Source organism: Pseudonocardia oceani (assembly GCF_019263585.2).
Taxonomy (GTDB): Bacteria; Actinomycetota; Actinomycetes; order Mycobacteriales; family Pseudonocardiaceae; genus Pseudonocardia; species Pseudonocardia oceani.
The window spans coordinates 430756-447759 of record NZ_JADQDF010000001.1; the positions used below are offsets into that span (position 1 = coordinate 430756).

19 protein-coding genes and 1 pseudogene are annotated in these 17004 nt (G+C 70.8%); 5 read left to right on the forward strand and 15 right to left on the reverse strand.

Annotation, left to right across the window (positions count from 1 at the left end; all coding sequences use genetic code 11):
* Positions 1 to 6 precede the first annotated feature (6 nt).
* Positions 7 to 198, reverse strand: a complete 192-nt coding sequence (locus I4I82_RS02090) for a bifunctional DNA primase/polymerase (protein WP_218595019.1) — start codon at positions 196 to 198, stop codon at positions 7 to 9.
* A 216-nt stretch (positions 199 to 414) separates the two neighbouring features.
* Positions 415 to 882, reverse strand: coding sequence for a single-stranded DNA-binding protein (gene ssb, locus I4I82_RS02095; RefSeq protein ID WP_218595020.1), 468 nt, complete (start codon positions 880 to 882; stop codon positions 415 to 417).
* Positions 883 to 1540: 658 nt separating this feature from the next.
* Between ssb and I4I82_RS02100 the strand changes: the two genes are divergently transcribed.
* Positions 1541 to 1834 (forward strand): histidine phosphatase family protein, encoded by a 294-nt coding sequence (locus I4I82_RS02100; protein ID WP_267461568.1) that lies wholly within the window; start codon positions 1541 to 1543, stop codon positions 1832 to 1834.
* 84 nt (positions 1835 to 1918) lie between these two features.
* Here the strand turns inward: I4I82_RS02100 and nicT are convergent.
* A pseudogene (gene nicT / locus I4I82_RS02105) lies at positions 1919 to 3013 on the reverse strand (Nickel transporter NicT); the annotation flags it as partial.
* Positions 3014 to 3356: 343 nt separating this feature from the next.
* Between nicT and I4I82_RS02110 the strand changes: the two are divergent.
* On the forward strand, positions 3357 to 3506 hold the full coding sequence (locus tag I4I82_RS02110) for a hypothetical protein (RefSeq protein ID WP_218595023.1): 150 nt from the start codon (positions 3357 to 3359) through the stop codon (positions 3504 to 3506).
* 20 nt (positions 3507 to 3526) lie between these two features.
* On the opposite strand, the gene I4I82_RS02115 is transcribed toward I4I82_RS02110, so the two are convergent.
* From I4I82_RS02115 to ctaD, 3 genes are all read right to left on the reverse strand, one after another.
* On the reverse strand, positions 3527 to 4033 hold the full coding sequence (locus tag I4I82_RS02115; RefSeq protein WP_218595024.1) for a hypothetical protein: 507 nt from the start codon (positions 4031 to 4033) through the stop codon (positions 3527 to 3529).
* 28 nt (positions 4034 to 4061) lie between these two features.
* Positions 4062 to 4193 carry a hypothetical protein gene (locus tag I4I82_RS34345; protein WP_267460598.1) on the reverse strand — a complete coding sequence of 44 codons (132 nt, stop codon included), beginning with the start codon at positions 4191 to 4193 and terminating at the stop codon, positions 4062 to 4064.
* A 1238-nt stretch (positions 4194 to 5431) separates the two neighbouring features.
* Positions 5432 to 7186: an aa3-type cytochrome oxidase subunit I gene (gene ctaD, locus I4I82_RS02120; RefSeq protein WP_218595025.1), complete on the reverse strand. Its 1755-nt coding sequence runs from the start codon at positions 7184 to 7186 to the stop codon at positions 5432 to 5434.
* Between the two features lie 513 nt (positions 7187 to 7699).
* Here ctaD and I4I82_RS02125 point away from each other — a divergent pair.
* Positions 7700 to 8722, forward strand: a complete 1023-nt coding sequence (locus I4I82_RS02125; protein WP_218595026.1) for a cellulase family glycosylhydrolase — start codon at positions 7700 to 7702, stop codon at positions 8720 to 8722.
* 126 nt (positions 8723 to 8848) lie between these two features.
* Here the strand turns inward: I4I82_RS02125 and mptB are convergent, their stop codons facing one another.
* Positions 8849 to 9028: a polyprenol phosphomannose-dependent alpha 1,6 mannosyltransferase MptB gene (gene mptB / locus I4I82_RS02130; protein ID WP_267461569.1), complete on the reverse strand. Its 180-nt coding sequence runs from the start codon at positions 9026 to 9028 to the stop codon at positions 8849 to 8851.
* Between the two features lie 622 nt (positions 9029 to 9650).
* On the opposite strand from mptB, the gene I4I82_RS02135 reads away from it, so the two are divergent.
* Entirely contained in the window at positions 9651 to 10304 is a 654-nt protein-coding gene (locus I4I82_RS02135) for a CPBP family intramembrane glutamic endopeptidase (RefSeq protein ID WP_218597207.1), read from the forward strand.
* A gap of 246 nt (positions 10305 to 10550) precedes the next feature.
* On the opposite strand, the gene I4I82_RS02140 is transcribed toward I4I82_RS02135, so the two are convergent.
* The 8 genes from I4I82_RS02140 to I4I82_RS02170 form a co-directional block, all read right to left on the reverse strand.
* Positions 10551 to 11801 (reverse strand): coiled-coil domain-containing protein, encoded by a 1251-nt coding sequence (locus I4I82_RS02140; protein WP_218595028.1) that lies wholly within the window; start codon positions 11799 to 11801, stop codon positions 10551 to 10553.
* A gap of 455 nt (positions 11802 to 12256) precedes the next feature.
* The gene (locus I4I82_RS02145; RefSeq protein WP_218595029.1) at positions 12257 to 13561 is read right to left on the reverse strand and encodes a hypothetical protein; all 1305 of its coding nucleotides are present in this window, start codon (positions 13559 to 13561) and stop codon (positions 12257 to 12259) included.
* A complete protein-coding gene (locus I4I82_RS02150; protein WP_218595030.1) occupies positions 13561 to 13977 on the reverse strand; it encodes a cupredoxin domain-containing protein in 417 nt (138 codons plus the stop codon). Before I4I82_RS02150 ends, I4I82_RS02145 begins: the two co-directional genes overlap by 1 nt.
* The gene (locus tag I4I82_RS02155; protein WP_218595031.1) at positions 13974 to 14951 is read right to left on the reverse strand and encodes a hypothetical protein; all 978 of its coding nucleotides are present in this window, start codon (positions 14949 to 14951) and stop codon (positions 13974 to 13976) included. The genes I4I82_RS02150 and I4I82_RS02155 overlap by 4 nt, the downstream gene beginning before the upstream one ends.
* Complete coding sequence (locus I4I82_RS34350) at positions 14948 to 15070, reverse strand: hypothetical protein (protein WP_267460597.1); 123 nt, start codon at positions 15068 to 15070, stop codon at positions 14948 to 14950. The genes I4I82_RS02155 and I4I82_RS34350 overlap by 4 nt, the downstream gene beginning before the upstream one ends.
* Before the next feature lie 3 nt (positions 15071 to 15073).
* Complete coding sequence (locus I4I82_RS02160) at positions 15074 to 15256, reverse strand: ArsR/SmtB family transcription factor (protein ID WP_218595032.1); 183 nt, start codon at positions 15254 to 15256, stop codon at positions 15074 to 15076.
* Between the two features lie 37 nt (positions 15257 to 15293).
* On the reverse strand, positions 15294 to 16037 hold the full coding sequence (locus tag I4I82_RS02165; RefSeq protein WP_218595033.1) for a CbtA family protein: 744 nt from the start codon (positions 16035 to 16037) through the stop codon (positions 15294 to 15296).
* Positions 16038 to 16054: 17 nt separating this feature from the next.
* Positions 16055 to 16264: a CbtB domain-containing protein gene (locus I4I82_RS02170; RefSeq protein ID WP_218595034.1), complete on the reverse strand. Its 210-nt coding sequence runs from the start codon at positions 16262 to 16264 to the stop codon at positions 16055 to 16057.
* Between the two features lie 141 nt (positions 16265 to 16405).
* On the opposite strand from I4I82_RS02170, the gene I4I82_RS02175 reads away from it, so the two are divergent.
* The gene (locus I4I82_RS02175) at positions 16406 to 16987 is read left to right on the forward strand and encodes a histidine phosphatase family protein (RefSeq protein WP_218595035.1); all 582 of its coding nucleotides are present in this window, start codon (positions 16406 to 16408) and stop codon (positions 16985 to 16987) included.
* The last annotated feature ends 17 nt before the right edge of the window (positions 16988 to 17004 follow it).

Consider the following 17004-nt stretch of genomic DNA (forward strand, 5'->3'; position numbering starts at 1 on the left):
GTGGCTTCAGAACCTCCACCAGACCCGGGGCGCTTCAGTAGTGGCGGCGTTCTGCCAGTCGGCGATCGCTGGCACCTTGCCACGGGGAACGGCGGGGAACACCCGCCAGCCGTTCCCGGCGGCGCGTGCGGCTGCGGCGCCGAGCCGGCCCAGGGCGGGCGTCGGCGCAGCGGGCGGGCGATGCGGGACGTCGTTCACGATGTTCTCCTCGCGTCGGAGCACCGGGACGGCCCGTGGTTCCGGGCCGCGCGCCGCATCGTGTCCGGGTGTGGGTGCTCGGGCAGCGGCTGGCGCGTGGTCCGGGTTCGCGGGCACGGTGCGACACCGACGCGAGGACGCCCACCGTGGTAGCGCGTCTCAGGGCACAGCGGCGGGCCCGGACCACTGTGGTTCGGGCCCGCCGTGTGGGCCGACTCAGTCGGATCCGACGACGCTCAGCGTCGGTCGCTCGGCTGCCTCGGTGCCGTCTTCGACCGCGTCTGCGGAGCGGTCGGGCTCCTCGGCTGGCTGTGCGGTGGCGTCGTTGCGTGGGTTCCTGGTGAGGGCGGCGGTGGCGTAGCGCAGGCTTGCGGCGACGTCGGCGGCCTCGATCTGGATCCGGCGGATGCTGCTGCCGTCCTCACGCTTGTAGCTGTCGTCGGCGAACTCGCCGGTGACCGCGACCGCGCTGCCCTTGTCCAGGCTCGCGGCGACGTTCTCGGCTAGGGCGTTGAAGCACACGACTCGGTGGAACACCGGCGGCAGGTCCACCCAGTTGACGCTCTGGCGGTTGAGGCGGCGCCGGTTCGCGGCGATGGTGAACGTGGCCACCGGGACCCCGGAGCGGGAGTGGCGCAGTTCGGGCTTGCCGGTGAGGTTGCCGTGGACGGTGATCTTGTTCATGACGGTTGCTCCCTGGTGCTCGGCGGTTGGTGGGTGACGCGGCCTGGGCCTCAGCGCGCGGCGGGGTGGGGTCCCGGTAGGGACGGCGGGGGTTCCGGGCTCGTCCGAGCGGGGTGGGGACGCCGCCAGGCGTCCGAGCGCAGCGAGGCTTGTCCCACCCGGTCGGAACGGGCCGGGGTTCATCGCCGCTCGCCCCGTCTGCGGTGTGCTGACCTTCGGGCGTCTCCTGCCCACGCCGTGCCCCAGGACGCCACCGCCGAACACACGATCATCCCGACGACAGGCGGCCCATGCCCCACCGATGCGCTCCAGCCGCGCCCTCGGTCAGCCCTACGTACCAGCCGGTGGACAATCCAACCCTGCGTCGGCGCGGACGGTGGCTGCCAACGGTCCTCGCCGGGATGTGCGACACCGTCGACGCTGATCGACCAGTCGCCGTCGGGCGCGTCGTCGTGGCGGCGGTGCCGGGTGCGGGTGCGGGTGCGCACGGTGAGTGGTTCGCCGGTGGGCAGGTGCGGTCGCGGTGACGTCGACGACGATGATCGCGCCGCTACCGTGCACGGTCTATTCGTAGCGCAGGCCGGTCGGGTGGGCGCCGGTGTGGCGGCAGGTCTCGACGAGCAGGCCGCGGGCGGTCGTTGCTGCGGAGCCGAACGCCGTGACGGCGTGGCTGTCCGAGCCAGACTCAGCGCCGCACGGCGGCGAGTCACGCGTGCAGCTGCTGGCCCGCGTGGCCGACTGGCTCGACACGGTGCCCGACGACGGCGGTCACACGGTGGCAGTCACACATCCGGCTGTCGTGCGGTCGGCGGTGCTCGCCGCGCTCGACGCCCCGCTCTCAGCATTCTGGCGCATCGACATCGCCCCCCTGACCGCCACCCAGCTTCGGGGATCGCCCGGTCGGTGGACGCTGCGATCCACCGCCGCGCCACTCGTCCCGCGGCATGACTAGACCGTTTGCGGTGTCGGCACCGGCCTGTTGCTCGAACCGCTCGTGGCGGTCAGTGGCCCCGGGCTCGGGGTTGCCCGGGCTGGTGGCGGTGCTGTAGCGCTCCTCGATACGGCCGAGCTTCCAGATCGCCAACGCGACGAGCCAGGTGATCACGAACAGGGCAACGACGGTGTAGCCGACGTAGTTCAGGTCGAGGGTGCCGATGGCGGCCAACGGACCGGTGTCGATGCCGAGCCTCTCCACAAGCAACCCGATCAGCACCATCACGCCGACGACCAGTGCGACGACGACAGAGAGCACGGTGACGGTCAGGTTGTAGAAGACCTTCCGCACGGGCTTGAGGAACGCCCAGCCGTAAGCGCGGGCCATGAAGATGCCATCGGCGGTGTCGAACAGGCTCATCCCGGCGGCGAAGAGCACCGGCAGGACGAGGATGGCGTACCAGGGCAGGGTGAGCGCCGAGCCGGCGGCGAGCACGAGCAGGGCGACCTGGGTGGCCGTGTCGAATCCCAGTCCCATGAGCAGCCCGACCGGGTACATGTGCCAGGGCTTGCTCACCCGTCGCATGACTCGCCCGAGTAGCCGGGCCAGGAACCCGCGGTTGTGCAGTTGACGTTCGAGTTCGGCCTCGTCGAGTTCACCGGTGCGCATCTTCCGGAAGACGCGGGCGATGCCGATGACGGCGAACAGGTTCATCAGCCCGATCAGGATCAGGAACACCCCGGCCACGATGGTGCCGATCAGCCCGAGGGTCTGCTGGAGCTGGGAGTTCGAGTCCTGGACCGGACCGACGAGCACGCTAACCCCCAGCGCCAGTAGCAGCGACAGCCCGAACACCACGCTGGAGTGACCCAGCGAGAACCAGAACCCGGTGCCGAGGCCGGGCTTGCCTTCACCGACCAGCTTGCGGGTGGTGTTGTCGATCGCGGCGATGTGGTCGGCGTCGAAGGCGTGGCGCACGCCGAGCAGGCACGCGGTGAAACCCAGCCCGACCCCGAACACCCCGGTGCTGCCCAGTGCCAGGTTCTGCGGGGCGATCACCAGGCCCAGCACGCCCCAGCCCACCACGTTGAGCAGCACGACGAACCCGACCATGCCGGCGATGGACAGCTTGTCCGGCCGGTCCCACCGTGCACCGCTGGGTGCCGTGGTGACCGGGGGTGAGATCACGTCGCTCATGCGGGCAACTATGCGACACATACTGGTTATTGCATAGCCTACGCAGCAGAGCGGGGTGAGGTGTAGGTGGTTGTAGGTGGTTGTGCGGGTGTATTGCATCCTTCCTCACAGATGTGGCGGCGCGCCCGGCCGCATCGATGTGGAGGGTGAGGCCGGGATCGGCAAGTCCACGGTGTGGACCGCCGCCCTCGACGACGCACGCCGGGCGAGGATCCCAGGTGCTGGCGGCCCGCGCTCTCGGCCGTGGTCGGACGGGCTGTCCTCACCGGCAACCCGAACCCCCCAATCCTGCACGGTCCCCGATCAGACGGCGGCCGGGGCCTCCGCCACGCGCCGGGGCGGGGTGGCTAGCGACGCAGGGCTCTGGGCGTTGGACCCGGCGCTGAACGTGTCCGTCGTGTCGGCGGGCCTTCCACGGGGCGAGCCCGGCCCCACGCTGCTGCCGCTGGCGTTCCGCGACGTCGAGGCCTACGACCTGCGCGGCGCGTGGTGACCCCTGGTCAGGCTGGATCTTCACTCGGTGCGGGCCGGATGCTGGGCTCCTGGGTGGCTGTTCGCGGGCGGGACGGAGCGCAGCAACGCGGTGGAGATGAACAGGCTCACTACGATGGCCGCGGCCAGCCAGGCCAGGTGGGTGGTCAGCGGGTAGGGCCAGAACATGGTGATCCCGACCCCAAGCAAGGCAACGAACAGCAAGGCCAGGGCGGGCCACCAGACGCGGCGCCACGCCAGCAGCAGGATGGTGGCGGGCAACCAGTAGGCCCAGTGGCTGGCGATGCCCATGGCGCGGACCGCGTCGGCGGGCGCGCCGGCACCGGGGATCGCGTCCACCCAAGCCCCGAAGAACATCGCGGCACAATGGAACGCCAGCACGAGCACGCTCAGGCCGGCCACACCCAGCTCGACGCGGCCGACCGCGATGGCGCGCCGATCCAGCAACGGGCGGGCGGTGCGCAACCGCAGCGCCGCGACGAGCACCGTCACGGTGAGCAGCGTCCCCCAGAAGATCGGCTGATCCATGATGACCCCTTCTCTGCGCTCGGCCGGGTCAGAACGGCCAGCGGTCGCCGTATCGGAGGGCGCGGCGGCCGCCGAGCCCCCACATCCGGCCGGCGAGCACGATCGCCAGCCGGAGCAGCACCCGGCCGACGGAATGGATCCGCTCGGGCCTGGCGGTCACGTGCACTGCTCCCACGACCGCTACCGGCGCGGCCGACCGACTCGCCGCCGATGTGGGAAGAAGGCACCGACGACCAGCACACCGACCGCACCAGCCGCGGCCACGGCCGCGATGAACCGTAGAAGCGCCGACGCGGCCCCCACACCGGTGGCCACCGCCCCGAGCACCACGACGGCGAGCGCAAGAGTGACCAGAGCGGCGGCCGCGAACCGCCCGCCAGGCCGATGGGGGGCAAGATTGGGGCCGCTGGATCGGGGGCCCTACAACCGGGCATGGACCGAGAGCACCCTGCGCATGATCAGTCTCGGCCACTCGTCATCATCAGCTCCAGCACCTAGCACCGACGCTGTGGCGCCCAGCACCGTGAACACGGTCGCGAAACCGGCGACGAACAACCCGTCGCCGAGCTGGCCCCAATGCCGCTGCGCAAGGCCGAACCAGCCTGCTGGCTCGGCCCGCCGGACGGTGTGCCGTACGGCTCGGACACGTTAGACGAGTAGCCGATGCAGCGGTAGGACGCACAGGGAGCTGAACGACGGCGCCCAGGTATGACATGGGGATTGGCCCGGTTCAGTGGAGTTGATCGACTGGAACGCGCTGGCCGCGCGACCCCCGGAGCAGGGTCGTGCGCAGGTCTGAGTATCTCGTGGGCAGATCTGGGTATCTGGCGCACGTGCTCGATCTGATGGCGGTCATGTGCTCCACAGAGCCGAGGTCGGGGCGGTGGTTGGGCTACTGGCGTGCAGCGGACAGTCAGGAGCGATCAGTGGAATGGTCCCCGCCGTGCTGCGGGTGTTGGGCAGGATGGGGCACCGACACCCTCGGGCCACGGCCTCCGCGCTGCCCGGCGCGCTGCTGCTCCCATGGTCCAGGCCCGGAGAACGGTCCCCCTGGGTGAGACGGTGACGACCTCGGGATCTGTCTCCGCGCCTGGGCGACAGTTGTCGTCCCGGCTCGTCAGCAAGCCGATGATGCATGAGCTGAGCGTGGAACACTGCCTGGTCGCCCAGACCCGTATGACTCGGCGGCCGCGCTGAACCTCACGGGGCTCGCGGCTCCTCGCGAGCGGGCCGCGACCCGCTCGGTCGACGGCTCCACCGGTAAGGGGCGCGGGCTAGTTCTTGCGTACAGACCCGCTTTCGAGCTGGGGGCTGATGTCCGAGTCAAAAGTAAAGGTGTCCGGGTGGAGCACGCCAACTCGTGTTTGCGCAAGCAGGCCGCCGACTGCCTTGCCCTGCTCAACGCGAGCGTGGGTCGTCGTCGGGCTGCGCTTCGCGGCCGACCGCTTGGCTCAGTTTCTCCCCCGGGTCGGCCTTGCCCCCGACGTGCGCCTCCTCGCGGAAGCGCTCGACCAGGTGCGGGTAGTGCAGCTCGAACGCCGGGCGCTCCGAACGGATCCGGGGCAGCTCGGTGAAGTTGTGCCGCGGCGGCGGGCAGCTCGTGGCCCACTCCAGGGAGTTGCCGAAGCCCCACGGGTCGTCCACGGTGACTACGCGGCCGTACCGGTAGCTCTTGAACACGTTCCAGATGAACGGCAGCGTCGAGGCGCCGAGCAGGAACGCGCCCACCGAGGAGATCGAGTTCAGCAGGGTGAACCCGTCCTGGGGCTGGTAGTCGACGTAGCGGCGGGGCATGCCGGTGTTGCCCAGCCAGTGCTGCACCAGGAACGTGAGGTGGAAGCCGATGAACGTGGTCCAGAAGTGGAACTTGCCCAGCGTCTCGTCCATCATCCGGCCGGTCATCTTCGGGAACCAGAAGTAGATGCCGGCGTAGGTGGCGAACACGATCGTGCCGAACAGCACGTAGTGGAAGTGCGCCACGACGAAGTAGGTGTCGGAGACGTTGAAGTCGATGGGCGGGCTGGCCAGCAGCACACCCGTCAGGCCGCCGAACAGGAACGTGGCGAGGAAGCCGATCGAGAACAGCATCGGCGTCTCGAACGTGATCTTGCCCTTCCACATCGTGCCGATCCAGTTGACGAACTTGACGCCGGTCGGGATCGCGATGAGGAACGTGGTGAAGGAGAAGAAGGCCAGCAGGACCGCGCCGGTGGCGTACATGTGGTGCGCCCACACGGCCACCGAGAGGACCGCGATGGCGATCGTCGCGTAGATCAGGGTCTTGTAGCCGAACAGCGGCTTGCGGCTGAACACCGGGAAGACCTCCGAGACGATGCCGAAGAACGGCAGCGCCACGATGTAGACCTCCGGGTGTCCGAAGAACCAGAACAGGTGCTGGTACAGGATCGTCCCGCCGTTGGCGGGGTCGTACACGTGCGCGCCGAGGTGGCGGTCGGCCAGCAGCCCGAACAGGGCGGCGGTGAGGACCGGGAACGCGATGAGGATGAGGAGAGCCGTCACGAAGATGTTCCACGTGAAGATCGGCATCCGGAACATCGTCATGCCGGGGGCGCGCATGCAGACGATCGTGGTGATGAAGTTGACGCCGCCGAGGATCGTGCCGAGACCGGACACGATCAGGCCGACGATCCACAGGTCGCCACCGGCGCCCGGGGAGTACGTGGCGTTGCTCAGCGGGGTGTAGGCGAACCACCCGAAGTCGGCCGCGCCGCCCGGCGTGAGGAAGCCCGAGACGACCGTCAGGCCGCCGAACAGGAACAGCCAGTACGAGAAGGCGTTGAGCCGCGGGAACGCGACGTCGGGGGCGCCGATCTGCAGCGGCACGATGTAGTTGGCGAACCCGAACAGGATCGGCGTGGCGTACAGCAGCAGCATGATCGTGCCGTGCATGGTGAACAGCTGGTTGTACTGCTCGTTCGACAGGAACTGCTGCCCCGGCACGGCGAGCTCGCCGCGCATCAGCAGCGCCATGGCGCCACCGGCCAGGAAGAAGCCGAACGACGTGACCATGTACAGGATCGCGATGTCCTTGGGGTCCGTCGTCCTGATCATCTTCAGGAACGTGGAACCCTTGCCGGTGCGCCGCGCCGGGTACGGGCGCGACGTGATCGGCTTGGGGGCGACGGCTGTCATTGAGGACTCCTGCACTGGGCCTACTGCTCGGACCCCGGACTTCGTGGGTCGGTGCGGACGGATCCGATCGTATCTCTACATGCTGTAGAATTTCCACGCGTCAACTCCTCTTCCTAGGGCGCCTCACTTCGGCGCCCGGAACGGCCCAGCAACAAGCCGAGCAGCAGCCGTAACGGGCTGGCGCGGCCGGCCCCGCCGGTCGCCACCGTCGCACCCGTGATGCCGCCGCCGCCGATGGTGTCCACATAGCCAGCGGACCTCCTCTCGGCCACCGAGGCGCCGCGCGATCCACGGGACAGGCTTGCCGCCTCACCTGTCCCGATCGACCGATGGAAGACTGTGCATGAATCCGACGGCAGGGGTAAGGATCTGATGCGAGACGCTGAGATGCCGAGCGGGGGCCCCCGCGAGCGCAGCTCTAGATCTGCAGGAGCCGCTGCCCGAGGCACTTCGGGGCGCCGCGACAGCCGCCGAGTTCCTGCGGTCGACTCGGCACGCCGGAGACGTCGCCTGGTGATCGGCACCGGGCTGGCGCTGCTGATCGTCGTAGGGGCGGTCACCGCGATCGTCACCGTCGGGGGTACCGGTTCTACCGTTGCTCCGCCCGTCGGCGACGGTCGCGGTAGCGACGTGCCGATCACCGTCGAGGGCGACCGGATCCTGCGCGACGGGCAGCCGTGGTGGTTGCTGGGCTACAACTCCTTCGTCTGGTCGGGCGATTGCGGCAACGCCGATGAGCAGATGTCGGCCGAGGACGTCGACGCCTGGTTCTCCTCGCTGCGCCGCGACGGGCACGCCGGGGTGCGGTTGTTCTTCTTCGAGAACTGGGACGTCGCGCGGCTTGACGCCGCCGTGGATTCGGCCAAGCGCTACGGCATCTACCTCACGATCACCCTCGACGATGCGATCGGCGGCTGCGGGGAGACGGAGAAGAACTCCGACTGGTTCGACGACCAGGGTGAGCGCGACGCCTTCCGCGAGCACATGTCCTCGGTAGTGGAGCGCTACCGCGGCGAGACCACGATCGCGTGGTTCGAGTACTTCAACGAGCCCGACTACGAGGACGGGGCGCTGCGCGCGTTCTACGACGAGATGGGCGCGGTGGCCGACGGGATCGACCCTGACCGCCTCTTCGCGACCGGCACCCTCGCGCCGTACGCGGTCGGGGAGGACGGGGACTTCGCGACGCTGAACGAGTCCCCGGGCGTCGACATCGCCTCGCTGCACGAGTACGACGAGAACGAGGTCGAGTCCAATCAAGGCCCTGGCACCCGCGCCGACGCGGCGGGCAAGCCGGTGATCGTCGGCGAGTTCGGGCTCTACGCCTCGGAGTCGGGCGCCGGCTGCGACCGCGACTTCGCTGCGCGCACCGAGCAGGTGCTCGCCAAGGCCAGGGTGTACACCACCGTCGGTGGCTACGCGGGCGCAATGATGTGGGCCTGGCAACCGGGCACGAACAACGCCTCGCAGTGCGAGTACGGCAATCTCGACGTCGACCCGGCCGTCCAAGACGCGTTGCGCACCTTCACTCCCTGAGTGCCTGCCGCTGCCCGACCGCGCGCGTCCACGACAAGAGGCGCAGCGCCAGCCACTCCACCTACGTCCAGGCCTTTCATGCGGGAGCAGGATGAACAGCGGCCCTAAGGAGACCGAGGTGCCCTGTCAGAAGTAGTGGATGTTCTCGCTGAGCACATTCCCAAGGACCTCGGGGCCGACCTGGTAAGGATCCTGGCCGCGCAGCGGCAGCGTTCCCTGGGCGAGGTGACTGAAGACGTCGCGGGTGAACAGCGGCGGCGCCACCAGCATCGGTGCGAGCCACACCCCCGCGGTGCTCACCACCACGCGCCCGCTCAACCGATCCGACGCCGCCGTGCCCGTAGCGCCAGAAGGTCGGCACTGAGTTCGTCGGCACCGGATCCCGAACCAGCACCCTGCTCAGCACGATCATGCCCGCCGCACACGCTCCCCCGGTCCTCACGCCCACCCAGCGTTCCTGACGCTGGTGGACCTGCCGCAGCCGGCGGCGCCACCCCACATCGAGCGGACAGGAGGGCGACGGGGAGCGGGCGCAGTGCCTGGCGAGCGCGCATCCGGGTTGCGCCGATCGCCGGCGGCAGGGGTTCGCCGCACGGCACGACCTCATGATCCTGACAGGCGTACGGCCAGCGTCGTGGCGACGTCGGCCGTTCGCCGGGCGGGAGGGGGCTGTGCAGGTAGCGTTGGGGGAATGGGCTCACCCGAGGGGGGATCGCCGACCGGGACGGGCCGGCCGGATGCGCGGCCGTACCCGCCCGGCTCGGACCAGCCGGCCACGAGGTACTCGCCGGACCCACTCCTCGCGCATTCGGGCCCGCAAGCCCACGGCAACCCCGGACCGGCGGCCTGCGGATCGCCGCCCGCAAGGCCGGATTCGCGGCCACCCGGGCGACCGCAGCGCCGCCACCGCTGGGGCCTCGGCGCTTTCGTGCTCGCCGAGCTGGTGTTCCTCGGCGTGTCGGCCCTGGTCGCCCCGCTCGTCGCGGGGGAGAACCCGAGCGCGGTCGCGTTGGGCGTGGTCGTCGCGGTGCCGACCGTGCTCGCCGCCACGGTGGCGCTGCTCATCACCCGGTGGCGCGGCGACGGTCCGAAGGCGGACCTCGGCCTGGTGTGGTCGTGGCGGGACCTCGAGATCGGCCTCGCGTTCGGGGTCGCGGGCTTGGTCCTCACGCTCGTCGCGACCGCGGTGTTCGTCGCGACGGTCGGGCCGGACGTGACGTCCGCGGTGGGCGACCTCTTCGGCGGTCGGCGCGCCGAACCCGCCGCCGCTGTGCTGATCCTCCTGATCGTCGTGCTCGTGGTACCGGTGTGCGAAGAGATCCTCTATCGCGGCCTGCTGTGGGGCGCTGTGGAGAAGCTGGGCGCGGGGCGCTGGGTGGCTTTCGGTCTCGTGACGGTGATCTTCTCGCTGGCGCACTTCGAGATCACCCGCGTGCCGCTGCTGCTGGTCATCTCGATCCCCCTCGGCCTCGCCCGGCTGTACACCGGACGGCTATTGGCCAGCATCGTGGCCCATCAGGTGAACAACCTCCTGCCGGGGATAGCGCTGTACCTCATGCTGACCGGCGCCGTCCCGGTATGACGCGATCCGGTTCGGGTGGCACTGTCGTGTACGGCTGTGCGGCGCCGCAGTCCGCCCCGGATCTGCCACCGGCGCTGGTCCGCGCGTTCACCGTAGAGGCTGTGCCTCGGCATGCGATCGAGCAGCTGGAGCCGGTCGCGCACGACCGGGACCGCAGCCGGGGCGACGCCTTCGTCCTCGTCGCCGAACACTCGGTTCGTCGCTGTGACGCTCTACGTCTCCGCGGGACGACGGCACCGAGTCCGGTCAGCACCGCACCGACGCGAGCGACCCGCCCGAGGCCGAGTCGAAGGAGATGTGCACATGCTCCATGTGGTTCTCCACCGGCGAGCCGCGGTCCTCCATCTGCCGCCATCCTGTGCCGCTGTTGATGCGCTGCCGGAAGATGACGTACTTGACGGCGAGCGGGCCGCGGTTGCGCATGGCGCATTCGGCCAGTGCGTCTCCCGTGGACCGGTCGACGAAGAAGTCGAGAGCCAGCCCGACCGGGTGGTCCGACGCCCGGCCACGGGGCCCCACCCCGCCCACCGAGGCGATGCCGAAGCGGCAGCGCAGCAGTTGGCCCGCGTCGGACACCCAGCGCTTCACCGGTCCCCAGCGAGGTACACCTGCCCGACAGCCGTACTCCGGCCCCAGGTCGGCCGCACGGGGTGGACCTGCCGCCGTATCCCCGGCGGCCGCCGCCTGCGCGGCGCGCTGACGCTCCTGCTCCACCGCTCGGTCCGCCCTCTCGCGGTATGACTGGTACTCCGCGCGCTGCCCACGCAGCCGCTGGTCGGCGGTCTGCACCCGCTGGAGTTCGGCGTCTACCGCGGCCCGCTCCGCGTCGAGCTCGCGCAGGCGCGACTCCTCCTCGCCGACGGCAGCGCGCGCCCCCTCGACTGCGGCCTCTGCAGCGACCCGAGCGCGCTCGGCTTCCTCGCTGAAGACCCGTGCCTCCTCCGCCGCGGCCCGCAGGGTCGACTCCGCGTTGACCTCCTCCACGAACGCCCGACCCAGCGCGTCCATGGCCCGGGCCTGCTCGGTCGCGACCACGTTCCCGAACTCTGCCCGCGCGATGAGGTCCTCGGGCGTGGCCGAGTCGGTCAGCAACCCGAGCGGTCCGAGGTCGATGGTCTGCTGATAGGCGGCAGCGACGAACACATCGAGCCGCTGCTGCGCCTCCTCGATCGCCGACCCGGCGGCGCCTGTCGCGATCCGGGCGCCTTCCACCCGGTCCGCAGCCGCGGCGGCGCCGGCCGCGGCCTCCTGAGCCTCGGTGAGCCGCGCGAAGGCCTGCTCCCGGCGGTCCTGCAGCGCCGCGCGCGCCTCGCCCGCCCGGCGATCGAGATCGGCGACGATTAGCGAAAGCCGTCCCAGCTCCGCAGCCTGCTCGACCACCGCCTCCCGGCCCGCCGCAAGCTCCTGGTCCGACGGGTTCGGTGGAGGCTCAGGCTGCGCCCACGCGCCCGGGGCCGTGAGGAGCAGGGCGGCGGCGGCGGACACCGCGACCAGCACGGTCCTCACTTCTTCCCTCCTCCGGGCGACGGACGGCCGCCGGCTCGGAGTCTGCCGCCCACAGCGAACGGGGCACGCGGACCACGCCGCATCCGCAGCCTCGTTCACCCAACAGAGTCCAACACTGGTCATGCAGGCTCGGCGTGATCAGCTCGTTGCTGCCGCTCGGCGCGCGGTGCTCGTGGTGGGCGCGGTGGTGGCTGTGTCGTTCGTCCAGCCCGTGCTTCCCCCCTGGCGGGGCCGATGGCGGCGTCGCGGCGTGGGCACCGGGCGCGAGTGTGCGGACAGCAAGGCGATGGCGGCAACGACGGCCGGGCCGAAGGACAACGGCCGTCACGACTCGGGGCGAACCCGACCGGGAGCCCTGTGCAGGGTGCACACCAGGTGCAACCGCAGTCCCCCAGAAGAACCGGAGTGGCCAGCTCCGCGTCACTGATCTTCGGCGTGATCACGGCCTACGGCGCGAACACCAGGCCCACTGCCCCGCAGGTCAGTGCCACCATCGCGCCAAGCAACGGATACTGCACGCGGGTGGCGATCGGCGCCGGGAACATCCGCAACGAGCGGTCGTGTGCGCTCACCGTGGCCGCGAGGTGTCCGACCACGATCGCGCCCAGCTGGACGAGCGCGATAGTCGTGGTGCTGACCACCGCGTAGTCCACGGTGCGGCTCGCGGTGCCGAACAGGTCAGCGCCGCTTCCCAGCGGGTCGCTGGCCAGGATGAACGTCAGCTGCCCGTCGAAGAGCAGCAGCGAGAAGTAATGGGCGATCGCGTAGCCGGCGGCGATTGGGACGAGGGTGGGGGCGTAGCTCGCCGGGAGCGGGGCCCGGCCGGCGCCGGGCCGCGGGTCCGGTCGGCGAGTCGCCGCGAGGTAGAGCGCGGCGACCGCGGCTGTGGCGATCACCAGGCCTACGGTGCGCCAGAGCGGCCCGTCGGGCGCAGAGGCGGCCCAGAACAAGGTCCGGGACAGCCCGTCGAACGCGGTGGATCCGACGAGCACGACCACGACCGCCACCAGCCCGGGTACGGCGGGCACGGAGCCCAGTCCGTCGATCGGGTTGCGCAGCACGAGCCGTCCGTCGGCGCGACGGCCCAGCGGGGCGAGGGATCCCAGCAGCGTCGAGTACACCTCGAAACCGTCGCCGCGGTCGAACCAGGACCGGCCGAACACCACCGCGGCGCCGACGTGGACGGCGGAGTATCCGAGGACGAAGGCGGCGACCAAGCGAGGGTTCGCGGGGTCCGGATGGACGAGCTCCAGCCAGATGAAGACCCCCAGCGACGCCGCTGCGGGCCAGATCCCGATGCGGTCGGGGAGCCGGCGCAGACCCTTGTCGGGGTCGATGCGTGCCGCGCGGGACGCGATCGCGTGCAGCAGGCGCAGAGGGTTGAGCAGCCGCCACACAGGCCCCAGCAGCAGGGACGCGGGTACCAGCCCGACCCAGAACGTCACGTACAGCGCCCACGGCGCCACGTTGTCGCTCGGGTCGTCCGGACCGGACAGCCCGACGACGACGACCGCCGTGGCGGCGAACAGGCCGGTCACCCGCAGGGCCTGGCGCAGCAGCGGGCTGTCGAGCACCGCCGCGATCGGGCCGGGGAGTGGAAGGCCCGCCGTAGCACCGTCGGGCCGGGTGGTGCTCCAACAGAGTGCGAGTACGGCGAAGGAGATCACCACCGCGAGGCCGGCACCGACCGCGGCGAGCGTGGCCGGGATCGGCAGGTCGTCGCGGGTGCCCACACCGTGGGCGAGCAGCATCAGCTCACCTCGAGCCGGGCGAGCGGTTCTCCCAACTCCTCGAGCTCGATCTCGAACACCCCGGGGATGTCGGCGGTGAATGACAGGGTCGCTGAACCGCCTGCCGTGACGAGCGCGGACCGGTCGTAGCCGTGCAGGTGCACCTCGTCCGCGACGTCGCTGGTGACGGTCAGCTCCACGGCCTCGCCGAGTGGAACAGCGATCCGGTCCGCGGCCCGGTCGGAGCGGCCGTCGGCGAAGGTCACCGCGATAACCTGCGCGGTGGGGACGGCGGTGGTCGCGGCCCGGGAGTCGGCAGTCGGGTCGTTGGTGGTCGGGGCGATGGCCGGGGGGTTCGTCGGCGGTGCGCCGCAGCCCGCCGCCAGGACAAGTGCCCCGAAGAGGGCCGCAGCGGCGACCTGCGAGGTCCGGCTCACCGCAGGCTCCCGGACCGCCTGGTGGCGTCGGCGGTCGCGGCGTCTCCCGCGGGCGGCGGATCGTCGTCACCCACCGGGAGGTCCGGGGTGAGGGCGCGGAGCACCGCGAACCCGGTGAGGAACAGCCCGATCCCGGCGCCGAAGGTCAGTACGGTGGTGAGCCGATCGATCCCGGCACTCCAGCCGAAGGCGAGCACGGCGTTGGAGAAGCCAACAGTACCGAATGCGGTGATCATCGCGAGGACAGCGCCGGCCAGCCCGCAGAGCAGCAGCCCGAACCGGCGCCCTAGCACGGTCAGGACCACGCCCACGGCCCCGGCGAGCCACGCTGCAAGCCCGAGCCCGGCGCCACTGACGACGACGAGGAGGTAGGCCTGGTCATCCGGGACCAGCGCCGCGCCGAGGACGTGAACCACATGCGCACCGACAACGAGCACCGTGATCGCCGCAGTCGCGAGGGCGGCCCACCTGCGGGTCACCCCCATGATGCCGATCATTCCGGCGACGACAGCGGCGACGGCCGTGGCCAGCCACCACAGTCCCGCGGTCGGGGCCGGTGGGAAGACCTGCTCGCCGCGTACGGTGACCTCGCGGTCGCCGACGAGCAGTGGGACCGACCAGGCGCGGACGCCCTCGGCAGGGATGGGGAGCATCGCGGCGTCGATCCGCGGGTCGGCCCAGCGGGCGGTCGTACCGGGGGGAACGACCGGCTCTACCCCGCGGGTGGGCCCGGCCGGCACGACCTGCACGGGCTCGCCGGTGTCGTTGACGATGCGCAGCCGCGCGCCCACCTCGATGACCGCGACGGCGAGGCCGGGCACCAGCGGATCCACCGCGAGGATCCGGGCGACGCTCGGAGATGCTTCGAGCCCGCCCCCGTGAGCGGCGGCGGTGCCGGAGGTCAGGGGGAACAGCACGGCGGTGAGCAGCAGGGCCGCGCCGACCCGGACGGCGCAGAGCAGGAACGATCTCAACGGGGCGCATCCTCGTGGTCGGGTCCGGCGGAGTCCACCACGCGGTCGAGCAGGTCGTTGACCGGGTGGAGGGCCGACCGGCACAGCACGGTGTGCCCGTCACGCTCGGTGCGCACCATGTCTTACACGCGCAGCAGGCGGAGCGAGTGGGACACCGTGGTGGCCTTGAGCCCGCTCGCGGCGGCGAGATCCGAGACCGAGATCGGACCGTCGCGGGCGATCAGGACGAGCAGCATCAGACGGCTGGGATCGCCGAGCACGGCGAACCAGGCCGCCCAGCCGACGACCTGTCGGGGATGATTCACCCGGCGCACTCCTCGTTCCGCGGAAACGAGCCCTGGACTATCCGGCGGCGGTGCTGACGGTGCTACCGGAGCGCCGCCGCGACCGGCCATCGATCAGCGCACCGAACACGAGCCCGACTACGGTCCACAGCACGAGCTGACCGCCGATCGCCGCCACCCGGAAGTCGTAGAGCACGGAGGCCGGGAAACCGGCCGGGGTCTCGGCGACCGTCGGCAGGAGGAACCCGACGATCCCCACCGCGACGAGATAGGCAGCGGCCGGCACCAGGGTGGCGTTCCACGAACCCATCCGCCCGGCGAGGCTACGGCCCAGCATCACCGCACCGACGGCGAGCAGCACCGACACGATGATCAGCACCATGAAGGGTCCGGTGCGCTGCCCGACCGTGGCGTCGAGCGTCGACGCCGGCGGGTTGGCCGGGTATTTGATGAACGGGACGAGGGCTACGCAGACGAACCCGATCCCCGCGATCACAGCCGCGGTCGCCCGCGCGCTGAGCCGGCCGACTCGCCCGACCACCGACGCGTACACCAGCGACAGGACGCCGCCGACCACCACGCCGTAGACCAGTGCGGCGGTGGCCAGCCCGAGGGTGCTCTGGATCCCACGGCTGACGAGCGGCTCCTCTGTGGAGACCTCGCCCGCCGCGGCGGCGACCTGGTCCTCGTAACCGATAGCCGCCTCGACGGGAGGTTCCCCGAACAGATAGGCGAACAGGAAGTAGGCCAGGCCGGCGACGAGCCCGGCGATCATGCCCCGGATCAGCAGGCTCCTCACCATGGTGGGGGTCCCGGCCGTCAGTGGCAGGGGAAGCCAAGGAGGTGGCGCCCGTCGTGCGCGAACTCGTGCAGCATGCTGCCCGAGATCAGCGACGTGGCGCCCTGGTCCATGCCCACTAGATAGAGCAGCGAGAGCAGGATGACCCCGGCGAACACCGCCCACGGGAGGAGCTCGTTCAGGGGGATGGTGACCGGGGTGGACGCGGGGAGTGCCGCCGCCTGAGTCATGATCGGATCTCCTTGTCGGGGAGGCTGCCGTCCACGTACTTTAGAACGACACCTACACTCATCTGAACAGATATTCAGATAAGTAGTGTGGGTGCGGGCCGAATCGGTGTCAAGGGGGCGTCAGGCCGCTTCGGAGGGTCGATGAGCAGCAGGATCACGCTGGTGTCCCATTCGTCGACTTCGGCCACCAACTCGGCCGCGTTCGCCTCGGACGAGCCGCTCGACGCCCGGGGGGCGGGCAGGGTCGAGCAGGCGCGCGGTCGGCTGCCCCGGGCGGTCCGGGTCCTGACCTCGCCGGCGCTTGCGTGCCGCCAGACCGCCGACGGGCTGGGACTCTCGGCTGTGATCGAACCGGCGCTGGCCGACTGGGATCCCGGCCGCTGGCGTGGCCGCATGCTCGACGAGGTCGTTGCTGCGGAGCCGCACGCCGTGACGGCGTGGCTGTCCGAGCCAGACTCAGCGCCGCACGGCGGCGAGTCACGCGTGCAGCTGCTGGCCCGCGTGGCCGACTGGCTCGACACGGTGCCCGACGACGGCGGTCACACGGTGGCAGTCACCCATCCGGCTGTCGTGCGGTCGGCGGTGCTCGCCGCGCTCGACGCCCCGCTCTCAGCATTCTGGCGCATCGACATCGCCCCCCTGACCGCCACCCAGCTTCGGGGATCGCCCGGTCGGTGGACGCTGCGATCCACCGCCGCGCCACTCGTCCCGCGGCATGACTAGACCGTTTGCGGTGTCGG